The 18901-nt window shown below is 36.8% G+C and carries 14 protein-coding genes and 2 other annotated features; of the genes, 13 read left to right on the top strand and 1 reads right to left on the bottom strand.

Features of this window, described 5'->3' with window-relative positions:
• Positions 1 to 141 precede the first annotated feature (141 nt).
• Positions 142 to 385 (top strand) — a binding site (T-box leader).
• A gap of 80 nt (positions 386 to 465) precedes the next feature.
• From thrS to ACZ446_RS08150, 12 genes are all read left to right on the top strand, one after another.
• Entirely contained in the window at positions 466 to 2397 is a 1932-nt protein-coding gene (thrS, locus tag ACZ446_RS08205) for a threonine--tRNA ligase (protein ID WP_464392094.1), read from the top strand.
• A gap of 132 nt (positions 2398 to 2529) precedes the next feature.
• On the top strand, positions 2530 to 3186 hold the full coding sequence (locus ACZ446_RS08200; protein ID WP_464392093.1) for an aspartate/glutamate racemase family protein: 657 nt from the start codon (positions 2530 to 2532) through the stop codon (positions 3184 to 3186).
• Positions 3187 to 3443: 257 nt separating this feature from the next.
• On the top strand, positions 3444 to 4001 hold the full coding sequence (gene infC / locus ACZ446_RS08195) for a translation initiation factor IF-3 (protein ID WP_464394387.1): 558 nt from the start codon (positions 3444 to 3446) through the stop codon (positions 3999 to 4001).
• Between the two features lie 76 nt (positions 4002 to 4077).
• Positions 4078 to 4272, top strand: coding sequence for a 50S ribosomal protein L35 (rpmI, locus tag ACZ446_RS08190; RefSeq protein WP_089722673.1), 195 nt, complete (start codon positions 4078 to 4080; stop codon positions 4270 to 4272).
• 81 nt (positions 4273 to 4353) lie between these two features.
• Positions 4354 to 4713, top strand: coding sequence for a 50S ribosomal protein L20 (rplT, locus tag ACZ446_RS08185; RefSeq protein ID WP_464392092.1), 360 nt, complete (start codon positions 4354 to 4356; stop codon positions 4711 to 4713).
• A 4-nt stretch (positions 4714 to 4717) separates the two neighbouring features.
• On the top strand, positions 4718 to 5527 hold the full coding sequence (locus tag ACZ446_RS08180) for a TrmH family RNA methyltransferase (RefSeq protein ID WP_464392091.1): 810 nt from the start codon (positions 4718 to 4720) through the stop codon (positions 5525 to 5527).
• Positions 5528 to 5589: 62 nt separating this feature from the next.
• Positions 5590 to 5809 (top strand) — a binding site (T-box leader).
• 68 nt (positions 5810 to 5877) lie between these two features.
• Positions 5878 to 6903 (top strand): phenylalanine--tRNA ligase subunit alpha, encoded by a 1026-nt coding sequence (gene pheS / locus ACZ446_RS08175; RefSeq protein WP_464392090.1) that lies wholly within the window; start codon positions 5878 to 5880, stop codon positions 6901 to 6903.
• Between the two features lie 102 nt (positions 6904 to 7005).
• Positions 7006 to 9438: a phenylalanine--tRNA ligase subunit beta gene (gene pheT, locus ACZ446_RS08170; RefSeq protein WP_464392089.1), complete on the top strand. Its 2433-nt coding sequence runs from the start codon at positions 7006 to 7008 to the stop codon at positions 9436 to 9438.
• Between the two features lie 75 nt (positions 9439 to 9513).
• Positions 9514 to 9864 carry a cell division protein ZapA gene (locus ACZ446_RS08165; protein WP_464392088.1) on the top strand — a complete coding sequence of 117 codons (351 nt, stop codon included), beginning with the start codon at positions 9514 to 9516 and terminating at the stop codon, positions 9862 to 9864.
• Positions 9865 to 10356, top strand: a complete 492-nt coding sequence (locus tag ACZ446_RS08160; RefSeq protein ID WP_464392087.1) for a CvpA family protein — start codon at positions 9865 to 9867, stop codon at positions 10354 to 10356.
• 63 nt (positions 10357 to 10419) lie between these two features.
• A complete protein-coding gene (gene polX / locus ACZ446_RS08155; protein ID WP_464392086.1) occupies positions 10420 to 12159 on the top strand; it encodes a DNA polymerase/3'-5' exonuclease PolX in 1740 nt (579 codons plus the stop codon).
• A 27-nt stretch (positions 12160 to 12186) separates the two neighbouring features.
• A complete protein-coding gene (locus tag ACZ446_RS08150) occupies positions 12187 to 14562 on the top strand; it encodes an endonuclease MutS2 (protein WP_464392085.1) in 2376 nt (791 codons plus the stop codon).
• A 143-nt stretch (positions 14563 to 14705) separates the two neighbouring features.
• Here the strand turns inward: ACZ446_RS08150 and ACZ446_RS08145 are convergent, their stop codons facing one another.
• Positions 14706 to 17162, bottom strand: coding sequence for a penicillin-binding protein 1A (locus tag ACZ446_RS08145; protein WP_464392084.1), 2457 nt, complete (start codon positions 17160 to 17162; stop codon positions 14706 to 14708).
• A gap of 149 nt (positions 17163 to 17311) precedes the next feature.
• On the opposite strand from ACZ446_RS08145, the gene tyrS reads away from it, so the two are divergent.
• Entirely contained in the window at positions 17312 to 18532 is a 1221-nt protein-coding gene (tyrS, locus tag ACZ446_RS08140; RefSeq protein ID WP_464394386.1) for a tyrosine--tRNA ligase, read from the top strand.
• The last annotated feature ends 369 nt before the right edge of the window (positions 18533 to 18901 follow it).

The following is an 18901-nucleotide window of genomic DNA, read 5'->3' as shown; positions in this document are numbered from 1 at the left end:
GTTATACAGTTTAATTAGAAATTATATTTCAGAGTAGTTTTCTGCTCTGGATTTTTTTTATGTCAAAAAACTTACTAAACTTAAGTAAAAAATATTTGACTTTTAGAGTAATTAAGAATATAATGATAAAAAATAAAGATCATAAAAGCCTTGATAGGGAAGAGTAGATTTACTTGGCAGTTAAAAGAGAATTGTGCCGGCGGCTGAGAGCACATAACTGATCATTAAATTGAAAACCACCCTGGAGCTGATAGGAAGAATCAAGTATTTCTATTCGGTTAAACCGTTATCTTATTGAGTGAATAATAATTTTAGCTGTTATAATATTTATGATGCTTCTAATTATTATTAACTAGAGTGGAACCGCGAATCCGTCGTCTCTAATCTGAGATGAGGGATTTTTTTATTTTATATAAGATTATTACATTAGAATTAAGGATTAGTAAAATTTGAGGAGGAAATTAAATGGAAAAAGTAAAAGTAACACTACCAGATGGATCAGTTAAAGAATATGAGTCTGGAACAACAGTTGAAGATGTTGCTTATTCAATTGGTAGTGGTTTAGGTAGAGATGCAGTTGCAGGTGTAGTAGATGGGGAAGAGGTAGACGCTAATTATCCGATCGAAGAAGATATTGAGCTTTCAATCATTACAATTGATAGTGATGAAGCATTAGAAATTCTTAGACACACTGCTTCTCATGTAATGGCTCAGGCTGTTAAGAGGTTATATGATAATGTTCAGGTAGCAATTGGACCTGCTATTGATGATGGTTTTTATTATGATTTTAATTTAGATGAAACAATTAACGAGGAATCATTAGAGAAAATTGAAGCAGAAATGCAGAAAATTATTGACGAAGACATTGAAATTGAAAGAAAGGTTCTGCCAAGAGCTGAAGCGATAGCTTTAATGGAAGAAAGAAATGAAAAATATAAGTTGGAGTTAATTAATGAGTTAGATGATCAGATGATCAGCCTCTATTTCCAGGGTGATTATGTTGATTTATGCCGCGGACCTCACCTTCCATCAACAGGCTATGTTAAAGCATTTAAACTGATGAATGTAGCCGGGGCTTACTGGCGGGGAGATGAAAACAATGAGATGCTGCAGCGGATTTATGGAACAGCATTTGCCAGCGAAAAAGATTTAGAAAAATATATTAATAGAATGGAAGAGGCTAAAAAAAGAGATCACCGAAAATTAGGTAAAGAATTAGATCTTTTCAGTATTCAGGACGAAGGTAAGGGATTTCCATTCTTCCATCCAAAGGGAATGGCTTTAAGAAACGAATTGGTTGATTTTTGGAAAGAAGAGCACCGCAAGGCTGGTTATGAAGAAATTAAAACACCAATTATTCTGGATGAATCACTCTGGCATCAGTCAGGTCACTGGGATCACTACAAAGACAATATGTACTTTACCGAAATTGATGGAGAAGCACATGCTGTGAAGCCTATGAACTGTCCTGGTGGAATTTTAGTTTATAAAGATTCAATGCACAGCTACCGTGAGCTTCCAATTAGGATGGCCGAATTAGGATTGGTGCACCGCCATGAAATGTCAGGTGCCCTTCATGGTTTAATGAGAGTCCGCAGTTTTACCCAGGATGATGCTCATATTTACTGTCTGCCGGATCAGATTGAAGATGAGCTTAGTGGGGTTATTAAACTTGTAGATAGATTATATAGCGCTTTTGGTTTTAACTACAAGGTTGAATTGAGCACCAAGCCCGAAAAGGCTATGGGATCTGATGAGCAGTGGGATAGAGCGATCAAAGCTCTTAAAAACTCAATTGAAAGAAATAGTTTAGATTATGAGATTAACGAAGGTGATGGAGCTTTTTATGGTCCTAAAATTGATTTCCATTTAGAGGATAGTATCGGCAGAACCTGGCAGTGTGGAACTATTCAGCTTGATTTCCAGATGCCAGAAAGATTTGACCTCAGCTATATTGGTCAGGATGGAGAAGAACACCGTCCAGCAATGATTCATAGAGCAATCTATGGTAGTATTGAGCGTTTTATTGGAATTTTAATTGAGCATTTTGCGGGTGCCTTCCCAACCTGGATTGCGCCGGTACAGGTCGAAATTATTCCAGTTTCTGATGATCAGATAGATTATGCACTAAAAGTTAAAGAAGCTTTAAGTGATGAAGAGATTAGAGTTGAAGTTGACAGCCGCTCTGAGCAGGTTGGTTATAAGATTAGAGATGCCCAGGTGAAGCAGATTCCTTACATGTTAATTGTAGGTGGTAGAGAAGAAGAAAACGGAACAGTTTCTGTGCGTGATAGACGTGAAGGTGATTTAGGAACAAGTAAACTTTCCGAATTTAAGGGTAAGATTTTACAGGAAATTGAAGCTAAAACAATCAGTCAGGATGATATTCAAGAATAGTATGCTCGTCTTATATATTAATCTGCAGCTTAAATAAACAGCTCATTGATTATAGTTATTAAGTGATGTTTTTCAGTTATACCTCGGTTTTTAGGTCGGGGTATAATTGATTTTTTGAAAGGGGTTGAGTTTTTGAAAGATATTAAATTAGCAGTAATTGCAGGTACTCCCTATGATACAATGCTGGGTCATAAATATTACAGTCTTCAAGGATATGAGGTTTTATCAGCTTCTACTTCAGCAAGCTCAGAGGAGCAAAATAAATTGCAGTATATAAATCCCAAGAAACTTCAGACTGTAACTTTAGAAAAAATTTTGAAGCTTAAATCTCTTGGTGCTGATGCAGTAATAATTTATTGTAATTCATTGAGTGGTGTTTTAGAAACAAATAAACTAATACAGGAATCAAAACTTCCTATTTTAACACCTTTAGATGTTTATAAAAAAATTGAAATTTCTCAAGTAAATAAAATTGGGGTTTTAGCAGCAAATTCACAGAGTGCTACAAATATAGAAAAAATAATTAGAGCAAAAAATCCTGAACTAGAATTTATAACTGCTGGAATAATGCCGATCATTAATGCAATTGAAGCAGAAATAGAGCCACAAGAAATATATAATAAATATGGATTGAAAGAATTAATCGACTCTTTTCAAAAAATGGGAGCAGACCAGCTTTTGCTTGGTTGTACCCATCTCCCATATTTAAAATCCGAAATCAATTCTGATTTTAAAAAAATTATAGATCCAGCTGATGAAATTTTGGATATGCTTTTAAAACAAATATAAGTTTAAAGTTTAATTACAGCAGTCTGATAAAGAATCGGGAATCAAATATTTTTTTCTTGACAGAGTCAGGCCCCTGTGCTATACTAATTAAGGAAAAGAAAGTAGAAACACCTGTTTCTCACCAGTCAGAACTGGTTAATATCAGTATTTTCGCAAGCTTTGGGCTTTCTGCGGGAATAGTAGGCTTATCTTAAGAGATGGCCTATCTTTAGCTGATTATTGAATTTAACGGGTGGTTTCTACCACTCGTTTTTTGTATATTTGTCGTTTTTATATCACTCAGGAGGTGCATAAATATCGTTAATGATTTAAGAGTTAATGATCGTATTAGAGCAAAAGAGGTTCGTCTGATCGATCAAGAAGGTGAGCAAATTGGGATCAAGTCATTGAATGAAGCATTGGATAGTGCAGCAGAAAAGGGTTTGGACTTAGTAGAAGTTGCTCCACAGGCTAATCCACCTGTATGTAGAATCATGGATTACGGTAAGTACAAGTACGAACAGGCTAAGAAAGAAAAAGAAGCCAAAAAGAACCAGAATGTAATGAACGTTAAAGAAGTTCAGATGGGTGTTAAAATTGAAGATCATGACTTTAATGTTAAATTAAAGCAGGCCCGTAGATTCCTCAACAATAAAGATAAAGTTAAGGTAAGAATCCGCTTTAGAGGAAGAGAAATGATGCATAAGGAATTGGGATATGATCTTATGGATCGTTTAATTGAACAGACTAAAGATATTGGTAAAGTCGAGAGTAAGCCTAAAATGGAAGGTAGAAATATGATGATGTTTCTAACTCCAGAAAGTGACAAACAGTAAATAATTAGATAGCTAAATTTTTAATTAATTACAGCTATTTATCTTTATAATTATTACAGTATTAGGAGGTTAAATCATGCCAAAGCAAAAAACACACAAGGGTATTGCTAAAAGAGTAAAGACTACAGCTAATGGTAAGCTTAAGCACCACAAAGGATTTCACAGTCATATTTTAACCAAGAAATCCGGTAATAGAAAAAGACAATTACGTAAAGCTAAATTATTAAGCAAATCATATCAAAAGCGTTACAAGCAGTTATTACATGGATAAATTGCAGTTTTAAAAGCTATAAATAATAAAATAAGATAAAAAATAATAAATGTTAAATTTTTGGAAGGAGTGTCATTTAAGATGCCACGTGTAAAAAGAGGAAATAAGGCGCGTAAGCGTAGAAAAAAAGTTTTAAAGATGGCTAAGGGATATTTTGGATCCCGCAGTAAATTATATCGTCCTGCAAACCAGGCGGTAATGAAGTCTCTACATTATGCTTATAGAGATAGAAGAAATAAAAAGAGAGATTTTAGAAGATTATGGATTACTAGAATTAATGCAGCAGCAAGAAATGAAGGTCTTTCTTACAGCCGTTTCATTAATGGTTTAAGACAGGCTGATGTAGAAATTGACCGTAAAATGCTTGCTGATTTAGCAGTTAATGATTCTGACGGCTTTGCTGACTTAGTAGATCTAGCAAAAGAGCAGTTAGGAAATTAATTAAATGAATATAATCAGCAGTTCTCAAAATGATAAAGTTAAATATCTAAATAAGCTTTACCGGAGTAGAAATAGACGTAAGGAAGGTGTCTTTATTCTAGAAGGTAAAAGACTTATTGAGGCTGCGTTAGCAGGAGGAGCAGATTTTAAGCAGGTCTTTCTCACTCCTGCTTTTTTTAAATCAGCTGAAAATGATAAGCTGCTGGCTGATTTAAAATCAAAGGCAGATTTTGTCTATTTGGAATCAGATCTTTTAAAAGCAACAGCTTCCACAGTTAATCCCCAGGGGATTTTAGCTGTTGTTGAAGAATCTGTTTTTAAAGGTAATGATTTTTACAGACGGGCAGATAAAATACTGCTTCTGGATAGAATCCAGGATCCTGGTAATATGGGGACCATGATTCGGACAGCTGTTGCGGCAGGTTTTGATGGTATAATTGCCCTTAAAGGTTCTGTAGATATCTATAATCAAAAAGTTATCCGGTCAACTATGGGTGGAATTTTTTCAATAGCTATCAGGCAGAAACTGAGTCAAAAAGAGTTTCTGGCAGAAATTTCAGCAGAAGCAGCCGATTATGAGCTGCTGGCAGCTGACATCAAGGCTGAAGAATATCATTTTGAACACCATTATCAGGATAAATTAATTTTAATGATCGGCAATGAAGCAAATGGTCTGGATTCTAAATTAATGGATTCTGCTACTGCTAAAATAAAGATTCCGTTGGCAGGAGAAATAGAATCCCTTAATGCAGCAGTTGCAGCATCAGTAATTTCTTTTGAGATACTTTCACAAAAGCTGCAGCAGGATAAGTAATTTTATATTTTAGGCTTGTTTGAGATTTTTTTCTATGGTATAATCGTTTAAGAATCGAATATTTAAAGGCAGAGAAGGGGAAAGTAGCTAAGCAAGATTTTAGCAGAGATTAACTGCAGCAGCTGAAAGCAGTTAAATTATTAAACTTAGTGAAGTTCACTCCAGAGCTGAGAACTGAAATTAGTAGGTTTTTCCGGAAGCAAATGCTTTCGTTAACAAATAAAAGTGATTCCACATCTTTGTGGGATAATCAGGGTGGTAACACGGTATCTCGTCCCTTTAGGGCGGGATTTTTTGTGTTTAGGATATAAAAATATTAATAACATACATATAACATGGAGGTGTTAGTTTTGGATCTATTAGATGATCTAAAGAAGATTGAAAAAGAAGCAGAAGCAGAATTAAAAGAGGTTGCTGATCTTGACCAACTAGAAGAAATGCGTATTAAGTACCTAGGGAAAAAAGGAGCAATCCAGTCCGTTTTTTCAAAGATGGGAAAAATTGAGGCTGATCAACGTCCGGTAGTTGGAAAAGAAGCTAATATTTTAAAAGGTAAAATTCAGAGCTGGCTGGGTGAGCATAAAGAACGCCTGGAAAAAAAGGCTGCTCAAAAACGTTTTGAAGCAGAGAAAATTGATGTTACTTTACCAGGTGCTGTGGTAGAAGCAGGTAGGAGTCATCCTTTATCTTTAGTAACTAAAGAAATAGAAGATATTTTTATTGGTTTGGGTTTTGATATAGCAGAGGGGCCTGAGGTGGAAAGCGAGTATTATAACTTTGAAGCTCTAAATATTCCGGCACATCATCCGGCGCGCGATCTGCAGGACACACTCTATATTGATGACCATTATTTACTAAGAACCCATACTTCACCAGTTCAGATTAGAACTATGGAAGCAGAGGAGCCGCCTGTTAGAATCATTGCTCCCGGTAGAGTTTACCGTTCTGATGAACTGGATGCATCTCATTCGCCAATTTTTCATCAGACAGAGGGCTTAGTCATTGACAAGGATATTGCTTTCAGTGACTTAAAAGGAACAATTGAGCTAATTGTAGAAGCTCTTTTTGGCAAAGAGCGAGATGTTAGATTCCGCCCCAGCTATTTTCCTTTTACAGAACCAAGTGCAGAAGTAGATGTTTCCTGTATTGTTTGTGGAGGAGAAGGCTGTCCACTTTGTTCACATACGGGATGGTTAGAGATTATGGGAGCTGGTATGGTTCATCCAAATGTGCTTGAAATGTCTGGTTATGATAAGGATGTTTACAGCGGTTTTGCTTTTGGAGTTGGACTTGATCGCCTGGCTTTATTAAAATATGGAATCGACGATATTAGAGTTTTATACGAAAATGATAAACGCTTTTTACATCAATTTTAATTGCGGTATAAAAAGTAAATAGCTAAAATAGATAAATATTAAAAAAGGGCTAAATTATCTAAATATAACTGATAAAAATTGAAATGAGAAAGGATGATAAATTTGCAGATATCATATAACTGGTTAAAAAAATATATTGATATAAATTTTACTCCAGCAGATCTTTCAGAGAAGCTAACAATGGCAGGGCTGGAAGTTGAAGGAGTAGAGTATTTAGGAGAAGGTTTAGAAGATATTATAGTTGCAGAGATTGAAGAAATAAAAGCTCATCCAGATGCAGATAAACTTGTAATCTGTATGGTGAAAACTGCAGCAGATCAAGAGCCAATTCCTGTTGTCACAGGAGCGCCAAATGTTGAAGCAGGTCAGATGGTTCCTTTTGCAGAAGTAGGTGCAGCTCTACCAAACGGAATGAAAATTGAAGAAGTGGAACTTAGAGGTCAGCTTTCTCAGGGCATGATCTGCTCCAGAGATGAACTTGGACTGCAGGAGGAAAGAGCAGCCGGGATTATGGTTTTAGACGAATCTGCACCACTGGGAGCAAGTTTTCTTAAGTATAAAAGGCTGGATGATTATGTATTTAAGCTGGATTTAACCCCAAACTATGCTCGCTGTTTAGGGATGATTGGTGTGGCAAGAGAGATTAAATCATTATATGCTCAGGAAAAAACTTTAAATACTCCTCCAATTTCTTTTGAGGAAGCAGAAGAGCTTGGAGATATTAATAATTATGTTGAGGTAGAAATAGAGGACCCTGATTTATGTCCTCGTTATACAGCTCGCCTGGTTAAAAATGTTGAAATTAAAGAATCACCGGAGTGGATTCAACGCCGACTTAAAGCAGCTGGAATCAGACCAATTAATAATGTGGTTGATATTTCTAACTTTGTTTTAATGGAATACAACCAGCCTCTGCATACATTTGATTATAATAAAATCAAGGACGGGAAAATTATTGTCCGCCGGGCTGAAGCTGGAGAAACAATAATGACTTTAGATGAGGAAGAAAGAGCTCTCGACGATGAAATGCTGGTGATTTCCGATCCAGAAAAAGCAGTTGCAGTTGGTGGAGTTATGGGTGGAGCGAATACTGAAGTAACTGAAGAGACTACAGATGTTTTAATTGAGTCAGCTTATTTTAACCCGGTTAGTATTCGTAAAACTGCTAAAAAACTGGGAATGCATTCTGATTCATCTCACCGCTTTGAAAGAGGTGTAGACATCGAAAAAGCAATTGAAGCAAACAATCGCGCCTGCCAGATGCTGGCAAAGTGTGATGGAGCTAAAGTTGTGCCGGGAGTTATTGATCAATATCCGCTAAAATATGAGCCAGCTGTAATTGAGCTGGAGACTACAAGAGTCAATGAACTTTTAGGTATTGAATTAGAAGCTGCAGAAGTCAGAGAAAGTCTGGAACGCCTTGGCTTTGAAGTAGAGGCTGTTCAAAAAGCTGATACGTTTGAAGTAACTGTACCTTCTTACAGAACTGATGTTGAACAGGGAGCTGACCTGGTTGAAGAAATTGCTCGAGTTTACGGTTACAATAAAATACCTTCGACCAGACCTATTTCCAAGCAGCGAGGAAAAAGAACTCCCCAGCAGAAATTCGAAAAAAGAGTAGAAGAACTTCTGCAGGCAGGTGGCTTAGATGAAGTTATTACCTACAGTCTGCAGGCTAAGAAAAGTTATCAGGATTTAAATCTTTGTCAGTTTGAAGATTATGCTGAGTTTGTAAGCATTAAAAATCCTTTAAGTGAAGCCTTTGCTATTTTAAGAACCAGTCTGGTACCTGGACTAATTGATGTTTTATCTTCCAACGCTCGTCGTCAGGGATCAGAGATGTCTATTTTTGAAACAGGTACAGTTTTTAGAAATAAAGGTGGGAATAATAGACCGCAAGAATTAAATATGCTCGGAGGTGGAATTTTTGGAGTAGATAATGACATCTGGCAGCAGGGGGCTCCTAACTTCTTTGCTCTCAAGGGAGTTTTAGAGATGCTATTTGAAAGAATTCAACTTGATAATTATCAGTTTATGCCAGATAATGATAACCGAGATTTTCTACATCCGGGACGCAGAGCTGAAATCAAATACGATCAGACAAAGACTTTTGGCTTTATTGGTGAAATTCATCCAGAGCTGGCAGATCAGAATGATCTTCCTGCAGGTACAACCATCTTTGAATTAGATTTAGACTTTTTATTTAAAGTAACTGCAGGCAAAAATTACAGCTACCAAAAATTGGTTAAGTACCCGGTGCTTGCACGCGATTTAGCTGTTGTTCTTAAAGAAGAAATTGCGGTTGGAGAAATCCATCAGGCAATCAAAGAGATTGGTGGGGCTGTGCTGAAAAACTTAGAACTGTTTGATATTTATCAGGGAGACCAGATTAAAGAGGGCTATAAGAGTGCAGCTTTTGGATTAAAGTTCCAGGCAGAGGATAGAACTTTAACCGATCAGGAGGTAAATGAGCGTTTTAATCAGATAGTAAAACATCTCAAAGAAGAATATTCCGCAGAAATTAGAGGAAATTAAAATTTTAGGCAGGAATTTCGACTTTTGTAATGAATATAATAAAGTAGACTACTATTATAGTTGGAGATGTTGCTAATGATAGAAGAAAAAAATCAAAATAAAAAGAAGTTCAAACTGAATATTTTGGGAGACAGTTTTACTGTAACAGGAGATTTCAGTGAAGATTATATTCAAAAACTGGCTGATCATGTGGAAAAAACTGGCCGTGAGATTAGAAACGCCTATCCCAAACTTCCTTTTAGACGCCTCTCAAATCTGATGATGATTAATCTGGCTGATGAATATTTTAAGCTTAGAGGACAGTGTATTGATCTGAGCAAAGAAAAAGAAAGGCTTAAAGAAGCCAATCAGAGCCTTCATCAGGAGCTGAAAAAGCTGCGTCAGGAAAATGAGGAGCTTACTAATCTACTTGAGGAGGTAGACTAATTGGATATCATTAACTTCCTCGATATCATTATTTTAGTTCTCTTACTCTTTTTTGCTTATAATGGCTTTAGAAGAGGTTTTATAGATCAAACAAGTACAATACTAGGACTGCTGGCTGCCCTGTTTGTTGCAGTCAGACAGTATGTCTATTTTACCCAGTTTTTAGAACCATATTTAGATTTATCTACTTCACTGCTGCAGTTTATTTCTTTTGCAGTAATCTTTATTGTGGTCAATATTGTGATCCATGTTCTAGGGATTACTCTCAAAAAAATTGTTGATGCTATTTTTCTGCAGCCGGTAGATAGGGTTGCTGGTTTTTTGCTGGGGATATTTAAAGCTGGAATAATTGTCTATCTGTTGATTTTAATTCTGGCTCAGATACCACATCAAAAGGTAAACGATGTCTTAAACCAATCATTTTTTGCTGAAAGGATAATTGAGGCATCACCACTAATACAATCAAAAATTGAAGAAATTTTTCGGCCATGATTTATTCATGGCCTTTTGCCGTCTTAACTGAATCTATATTTTTAAAGAAATAGAGGTGTAATTATGCAGGAAATTAGCAACAAAGAAATTGCTAAAGTTCTTTCTAAATTTGCTGATTTAATGGCGATCAAAGGAGAAAATGATTTTAAGATAAGAGCCTATACAAATGCTGCTCGTAAAATTGAGTCTTATTCGGAAGCAATTGCTGAGCTGGCGGCAGCAGATCAGTTAAAAGAAATCAAGGGGATCGGTAGTGGAATTGCAGAGTCAATCCAGGAACTGCTGCAGGACGGGATCATTGAAGAGATGGAAGCAATTAAATCTGAACTGCCTCCAGGAGTAATTGAGATGACAGATATTCAGGGGTTGGGACCCAAAACCGCTCACCGCTTTTATTATGAACTGGAAATAGAGGACTTAATCAGTTTAGAAAAAGCTCTGACTGAGGGGAAAGTGCAGGAGCTGAAGGGTTTTGGTAAAAAATCAGAAGCAAAACTTTTACAAGCTTTAAAAAACCATGAGAAATATGTTGATAAAATAATGCTGGCCCAGGCCTTAAAAACAGCCCGAGAAATTATTGACACTATAAAGTCTGAATTAGACTCAGAACTTTTTTCAGATATTGAAATCTGCGGCAGCAGTCGTCGAGCCAAAGAGCTAACAGGTGATTTAGATATTTTAATTGCTACTGATCAGCCGCAAAAACTTTCTAAAAAACTTAAAAACTTAAATTTTACAGCTGAAGTAATTGGAGCTGGTGATACCAAAGTCAGCATCAGAACCGATAAAGGTGTACAGACTGACTTTCGTCTTGTCAGTCAGGAAGAATTTCCTTCAGCTCTCCATTATTTTACCGGTTCTCAAGCCCACAATGTACGGATGCGTCAGCTTGCTAAAGACCACAGTTTAAAATTAAGTGAATACGGCCTTTTTCAGCAAGATGGGACAAAAGAAAAAATTGAGACTGAGGCTGATATTTTTAATAGATTGGGCCTGGACTATATTATTCCTGAGCTAAGAGAGGATCAGGGAGAAATAGAAGCTGCCCAAAAGGGAGAACTGCCAAAAAGTATTGAGCTCGAAGATATTAAAGGTGATCTGCACCTGCATTCTCGCTACAGTGATGGTGCCTTTTCGATTAAAGAAATGGCAGAAGCCGCCAGAGATCAGAGGGGCTACCAATATATTGCAGTAACCGATCACTCCCAATCTTTAACTGTAGCCAGCGGGATGAGTATTGATGAGTTAAAAGAACAGCTGCAGGAAATTGACAAGTTGAATGCTGAACTGAAAGATTTTAGAGTTTTAAAAGGGGTAGAAGTTGATATTCTAAAAAATGGCGAGCTTGATTTTGAGGACGAACTTTTAGACCAGCTTGACTTTGTGATTGCTTCTATCCACAGCTATTTTAATCTGGATGAAGAAGAAATGACTGCCAGAATAATTAAAGCGGTTAAAAACCCGCATGTAAAATTAATAGGCCACCCCAGCGGTAGAATGCTCGGCGGCAGAGAGCCTTATGCGGTTGACTTAGAAAAAGTTATTGAAGCTGCAGCTGAATATAATACTGCTTTAGAGATCAACGCCTCACCACAGAGGCTGGACCTTAATGCTGAGTGGGCGCGCAAAGTGAAAAAAGCAGGTGGAAAAATATCAATTAATACAGATGCTCACCACTACAAGGAGTATGCTGATATGGAGCTTGGAATTGCAACAGCCCGCCGCGGCTGGCTGGAAAAAGAAGATGTAATCAATACTTATTCTTTGACAGAATTAATGAAATTTTTAAATTCAAAAAAATAAAAGTAAGTTATTCCGGAGGTATTTAAGTTGAAAGAACACAGTCTGGAAGTTTTAGAGTACAAAAAAATAATAAGGATGACAGCCGATCGAGCAGCTACAAATATCGGTCAGGAAATTGTTAATAATTTAAAGCCTGTAAATAATGCAAATTATATTCAGGAAAGATTAGCTGAAGTTACAGCAATGAAATCAATGATTTCAGAGTTTTCTACACCGCCTTTTGGTGGAGTGCGTGATATTAGAGATGACTTAAAGAAAGCGGCTAAGGGTTCAGTGCTTTCTACAGATGCAATAAGTAGGGTTAGAAGCACGCTCAGGGGCGTTTCAGAAATGCAGCGGTATCTTGAGAGCATCAAAGCTGATTTAGATCCAAGGATTATTGAAAGAGAGTACCAGCTGATTTATGATTTATGTTCAGATCTGCAGAGCCGGCCGGGGCTGGCCCGAGAAATCGACCGCTGTATTAACGAATATGGTGAGGTTGCAGATGATGCCAGTGCTAAATTAAAATCACTGCGTTCAAAAATGGATTCTATAGAAAATTCGATACGCGATAAGCTGGATTCTATTATTAAAAGTAAGCACTATCAAGATATGCTGCAGGAAAATATTGTGACCAGAAGAGAAAATCGCTATGTGGTTCCAGTTAAACAGGAACAGCGAAATAATTTTGACGGCATAGTTCACGGTCAGTCTGCAAGTGGGTTAACACTTTTTATGGAGCCGATGGCAGTTGTCCGTTTAAATAATGAGCTGCGGGAAGTTAGAGCCAAAGAAAGTGCTGAAATTCAGCGTATTTTACAGATGCTCAGCTCTAAAATAGCTCAGGATGAAGAAATAATCAAAAGAGATTTAATGATTATCACCAGATTGGACAGTATTGCAGCAGCGGCTAAATTCAGTCTTGATTTCGAATGTAATGCACCTGAAATAAACGAAAAGGGTGTGATTGAGTTAAATCAAGCTCGCCACCCACTGCTCAAAGAAGATCCAGTACCGATAGATTTAAAAGTTGGTGATGATATTGCAACTTTAGTTATAACTGGGCCCAATACAGGTGGTAAAACAGTTGCTTTAAAAACAGTTGGACTGCTGACTCTAATGACTCAGACTGGGCTGCATATTCCGGCAGCTGCTAATTCGACAGTAGCAGTCTTTAAGAAGATATTTGCTGATATTGGTGATGAACAGAGCATTGAACAGAGCTTGAGTACATTTTCTTCTCATATGCACCGAATCAGAGAATTTTTAGCTGAGTCTGATAATTCTACTCTAGTTTTAATGGATGAGCTGGGGGTAGGAACTGACCCGGAAGAAGGCGCTGCTTTAGGTATTTCAATTTTAGAAAAACTACAGCAGCAAAATGCGATTACTATTGCGACTACTCACTACAGTCAGCTGAAAAGTTATGCCTACACAACTGACAAGGTTGAAAATGCATCAGTTGAATTTGATATTGAGACTTTAAAACCAACCTATAAGTTGATTATGGGAGTTCCTGGAGGCTCAAATGCTTTTGAAATTGCACTTAGATTGGGTATTCCACAGGAGATAATTGATCGGGCCCGAACTTTTTTAAGTGATGAGTCAATCAAAGTAGAAGATATAATTAATGAGTTAAACCAGGAAAGAAATCGCTATCACAAACTTAGAGAAGAAATGGAAGAACTGCGTGATCATGAGAAAAAATTAAAAGAAAAATATAAAAAAATGATTGAAGACCAGCAAAAGAAACATGAAAAAGAAATGAAGGCTGCCAGAGAAGAAGCAGAGGCAATTGTAGAAGAGACAAAAAAAGAAGCTAAGAGGATAATTTCTAATTTAAAGTCAAAAGATTTTACTCAGCGATCTGAGGTTGATAGAGCTCAAACTTCTGCCAACCAGAACTTAAAGGAGCTTAGTCAAATTTTAGAAGCTGAAAATGAGAAAGAAAAAGAAAAAATTGATGCAGATCAATTTAATGAAGGAGATCAGGTCAGGGTTCGAAGTATTGGACGCAAAGGTGAGATAACAGCTATTGACCGTGACAAAAAGGAAGCCCAGATTCAGGCGGGAATTATGCAGGTAACTGCCTCGCTGGCTGATCTGGTTAAAGTTGATATACCTGATGATAATGAGGAAAAACAGCTCAAGAATTACCGGGTTCAAAAATCTCAGCATGTATCGCCCAAACTTGATTTAAGAGGAGAAAGATATGAAGCAGCTCAGTATAAGGTTGATAAATACTTAGATGATGCATTTTTAGCCGGCTTAAATGAAGTTGAAATTGTTCATGGTAAGGGAACAGGGGCTTTAAGAAATGCAGTTGAAGAAGTCTTAGAGAAAAACTCTCATGTTAAAGATTACCGTCTGGGAAGGCAAAAAGAGGGCGGAATGGGAGTTACCATAGTTAAAATTCAATAACTGGCTTAATAATCTTAAAGATCAGCAAAGATTTTAAAGAGCCATTAAAAAAGGGATTTCAACAGTTTTTAAACTGTGAAATCCCTTAATTTTTTTTATTTTAAACTATTTCAGCAGTTATGAGCTTAGATAATTAAGCAAAATTAATCATTGCCGAAAATATCAAAGATGCTGCTGAATGGACTGTCATCTTCTTCCTCTTCACTTTCTGATTCAGAGCCACCACCAGAATCTGGTTCAGATTCTGACTCCGATTGACTATCATCATTTAAGAAAGGAATTGATGATCCACTACCAGAATGTATATTACAGCTCCGAGTTGGTTTAGTTTCATAACGTGGATTACCGTTCCTCTGTATTTTTGGAATTCCGTATTCCTGATCTATCTGCTGTACCGGTTCTCCTGTATTTATAGTATAAGTACCCTTTACCAAATCTTCACTATCTTTGGCAGAATTGACTTCTCTAAATGATTTTTGAGCTGGTCCAATTCTGATTCCAGACTTACTGATATAATGTCTTTCCTCAATCTGATCTGCAGGACAGTCATTTGTAGCTAAGAGTCCGCTTTGACGGTCAACTCTTACTGTTTCTACAGGACCATGCAGGCTTTCTCTTTCAGTTGGTTCAGTTCCTTTTTTATATGGTAAAACATCGATTCGAGGTGAATATTCATTTGAAAGTAAACCGGTATATGGGTCAACATCGACTTCGATTACATTGTCTGGCATCTGGAAATTAATAATAGGCATATCTTTAACAGCTGCCCTCATATAATCTCCCCAGATTTGTGCCGCTTCACCACTACCAACTGTTTTAACATCATATTCCATTGAACGTCTTGTGTCCTCGCCAATCCAGACACTTGTTGCAATTTGAGAGGTAAAGCCAACAAACCAGGCATCAGTGTAATCATTGGTTGTACCTGTTTTACCACCAACATCACGATCCATTTGGGCTCTACGTCCTGTACCATTGTCAACTACACTTTTTAACATCGACTTAATTAAATAACTGTCAGCCTGTGACATGACCATTTTGCTTTTAGGCTGGGCTTCATAAATTAAATTTTGATGTTTATCATAAACTTCAGTAATTGCATGGGCTTCAGTATAAATACCATCATTTGCAAATACACTGTAGGCAGAAGCCATCTCAATTGGAGTAACTCCACGATTTAAACCACCCAGTGCCAGTGAATAATGGTCACTATGACCATCAGAATCTGTAAAGGTAGAAATTCCAAGTTTTTCAGTGAAATCAATGACATTTTTCACTCCAACATCTTTAATTAACTTAACTGCAGCCACATTAACAGAATTAGTGAGAGCTGTGTTTACGTTAATCAGACCGCGGTATCTGTCACCATAGTTTCGGGGCCAGATGCTTAAGCTATCACCTTTATTGCTGTCAGAAGCGAGCATTGGTAGATCATTAATTATAGTTCCAGTTGTATAACCACCTTCAATTAGAGCTGTGGAATAGACAAAAGGTTTAAAAGCTGATCCAGGCTGTCTTACTGCCTGATAAGCTCTATTAAATTGATCAGTACCACGACCTCCAACCATTGCTTTAATTGCTCCAGAATTAACATCTAAACTGACAAGTGAAAGCTGGGGCTGTAAATTTTGACTGCCGCTGCTTTGAAAAGAAGGAATAAAGCCATTTTCAATCTTATTTTTAATTGTAGTTTCAGCTAATTTCTGCATCTTAGGGTCTAAAGTAGTATGTACTTTTAAACCACCATTATAGACTAAAGAGGCACCAAAACGGTCAATTAGCTGATCTCTAACATAAAGAATAAAATAATGAGCTGTATTTTCCATTTCTTCCTCTTCTACAGTATCTAAGTTTAATTCTGCATTTTTGGCCTGATCCCTTTCAGCTGCTGTAATATAATCCAGCTCGTACATTCTATCCAGAACGACATTTCTTCTTTTGATGGCTAATTCTGGATTGCGCAGCGGGGAATAATTATTCGGTGACTGTGGCAGACCAGCAATTAAAGCTGATTCAGCCAGAGTTAAATTTTCAACACTTTTCCCGAAATACTGCAGAGAAGCAGTTTCAACTCCATAGGCACTGTGGCCTAAAAAGATTTCATTTAGATACATCTCTAAAATTTCGGATTTGGTGTACATTCTCTCGAACTGAATTGCTAGATATGCTTCCTGAATTTTACGCAGGTATGTTTTATCAAGACTTAAAAAAGCATTTCTTGCCAGCTGCTGAGTAATTGTACTTGCACCCTGGTCGGTAAGATCTCCCTTCATTATATTATTAACCATTGCTCTTCCAATTCCCCAGAAGTCAATACCGTGGTGAACATAAAATTTAGTATCTTCGATTGCTATAATTGCATTTTTTAAATCTTCCGGAATTCTTTCTAAGGGAACATAAACTCTATTTTCTTTAAATAATTTTGTTAAAAGCTCACCCTCAGCATCATAAATCATAGTTGCCTCACTTGAACCCTTATAATCTGTTATATCAGGAGAATCCTGAATAATCCAGGTGACAGCACCTAAGATAGCGCCTGCTCCCAGGGCAAAAATAATTAAAAAAGTTATTAAAAATATTGCCTTTGTTTTTTTCTTCATTAATTAACCTCCCGTCACTAAAATATTATAACATAAAACAGCTGTTTATGGTACCCCTTGTTGTTAATTAATCTATCTGTTATAATGTAAAGACAAAGGATACAGGAGGTGAAGTACCTGTTGCCCAGAACATGGAACAGGTGTTTTTTATGGAAATTAATGAACAGCTAAAGATACTAAAAAGAGGGGTAAGTGATCTTATCTCTGAGGAAGAATTGGAAAAAAAATTAAAAAAAGCGAAAAAAGAAGAAAGACCTTTAAGAGTTAAACTCGGACTTGATCCATCTGCACCAGATATCCACCTAGGTCATACAGTGGTTTTGCGCAAGTTAAAGCAGTTTCAGGATTTAGGTCACGAGGTTTATCTAATTATTGGAGATTTTACGGGAATGATTGGTGACCCTACTGGAAAATCTGAAACCAGAAACCAGCTGACCAAAGAAGAAGTTTTAGAAAATGCGCGTACATATCAGGAACAGTTTTCTAAAGTTTTAGATCCAGAAAAAACCAATGTAGTTTTTAATGGTAAATGGTTAGGTGAAATGGATTTTGCCGATGTTTTAGAACTTTCAGCTCATTATACAGTAGCCAGAATGTTAGAGCGTGATGATTTTTCCAAGCGCTATAATGCAGGTAAGCCAATCGGTATTCACGAATTTTTCTACCCTTTAATGCAGGGTTATGATTCGGTTGCAATTGAGGCAGATGTGGAGCTCGGTGGTACTGACCAGCGTTTTAACCTCTTAGTTGGGCGTAAGCTGCAGCAGGAATACGGACAGGAGCCTCAGGTTGTATTAATGATGCCTCTTTTAGAAGGTTTAGATGGTGTCAATAAAATGAGTAAGAGTTTAGACAATTATATCGGAGTTTACGATGAACCGGCTGACATGTTTGGCAAGGTAATGTCAATACCGGATGATATGATTGTCCGTTACTTTGAACTTTTAACCGACATATCAATCGAGCGTCTTGATGAAATTAAAGCAACTCTTAAACGGGAAGACTTTAATCCAATGGAGCTTAAAAAAGAACTGGCAGCCCAGATAGTAGAAGAATACCATGACGAAGAAGCTGCAGTTGAGGCTCGTCAGGAGTTTGAAAGCGTCTTTTCTAAGGGTAATTTACCGGAGGATATTCCTGTGATTGAAATTGCAGAATTTGACTTAGAAGATGGTGAACTCTGGATAGTTAAGCTGGTAGCTGCTACCGGATTAGTTGATTCTAACAGTCAGGCCCGCCGGATGATCAAACAGGGTGCTGTAACAATAGATGACGAGAAGTATGAAAAAATTAATCTGGACCTTGAAGTTAAAGATGGAATGATTATTCAGATTGGAAAGCGCCGCTTTGCTAAAATTAAATTAGTTTAAATGGGACATGATTTAATTTTCTGCTTAAACTAAGAATAAATATTTTAAGAATCAAAAAATCAAATTGAACTCCAAATCAATTTTTAATAAACTAAGATTCATATTTACAGCTAAATCAGTTTACCTACCCAAAGGAACGTCCTGTTCCTCGGTCAGCTCAGAGCATCCGTGCTCTTCGAACTGATTTAGCTTTATATTCATCAAGTTTATTTATAAAAATTGCTAAAGTCATTAAATTTGATTTTTAGATTTTAAATTTATATTTTTAAATGCAGAAAATAAATATAACTTTAATGTAACTAATTGAATTTTAGATGTAGCCGTTATTAGAACAATCCATAATTAATTCTCAATGAAAAGCGTCGTGTA

The sequence above is a fragment of the Halanaerobium sehlinense genome, assembly GCF_055379485.1.
This window is presented reverse-complemented; position numbering and strand designations above follow the sequence as displayed.

Coding starts and splice junctions, on each gene's coding strand:
- thrS (WP_464392094.1), top strand. CDS start 466: ATGGAAAAAGTAAAAGTAACACTACCAGATGGATCAGTTAAAGAATAT.
- rpmI (WP_089722673.1), top strand. CDS start 4,078: ATGCCAAAGCAAAAAACACACAAGGGTATTGCTAAAAGAGTAAAGACT.
- rplT (WP_464392092.1), top strand. CDS start 4,354: ATGCCACGTGTAAAAAGAGGAAATAAGGCGCGTAAGCGTAGAAAAAAA.
- ACZ446_RS08180 (WP_464392091.1), top strand. CDS start 4,718: ATGAATATAATCAGCAGTTCTCAAAATGATAAAGTTAAATATCTAAAT.
- ACZ446_RS08165 (WP_464392088.1), top strand. CDS start 9,514: ATGATAGAAGAAAAAAATCAAAATAAAAAGAAGTTCAAACTGAATATT.
- polX (WP_464392086.1), top strand. CDS start 10,420: ATGCAGGAAATTAGCAACAAAGAAATTGCTAAAGTTCTTTCTAAATTT.
- ACZ446_RS08145 (WP_464392084.1), bottom strand. CDS start 17,162: ATGAAGAAAAAAACAAAGGCAATATTTTTAATAACTTTTTTAATTATT.
- tyrS (WP_464394386.1), top strand. CDS start 17,312: ATGGAAATTAATGAACAGCTAAAGATACTAAAAAGAGGGGTAAGTGAT.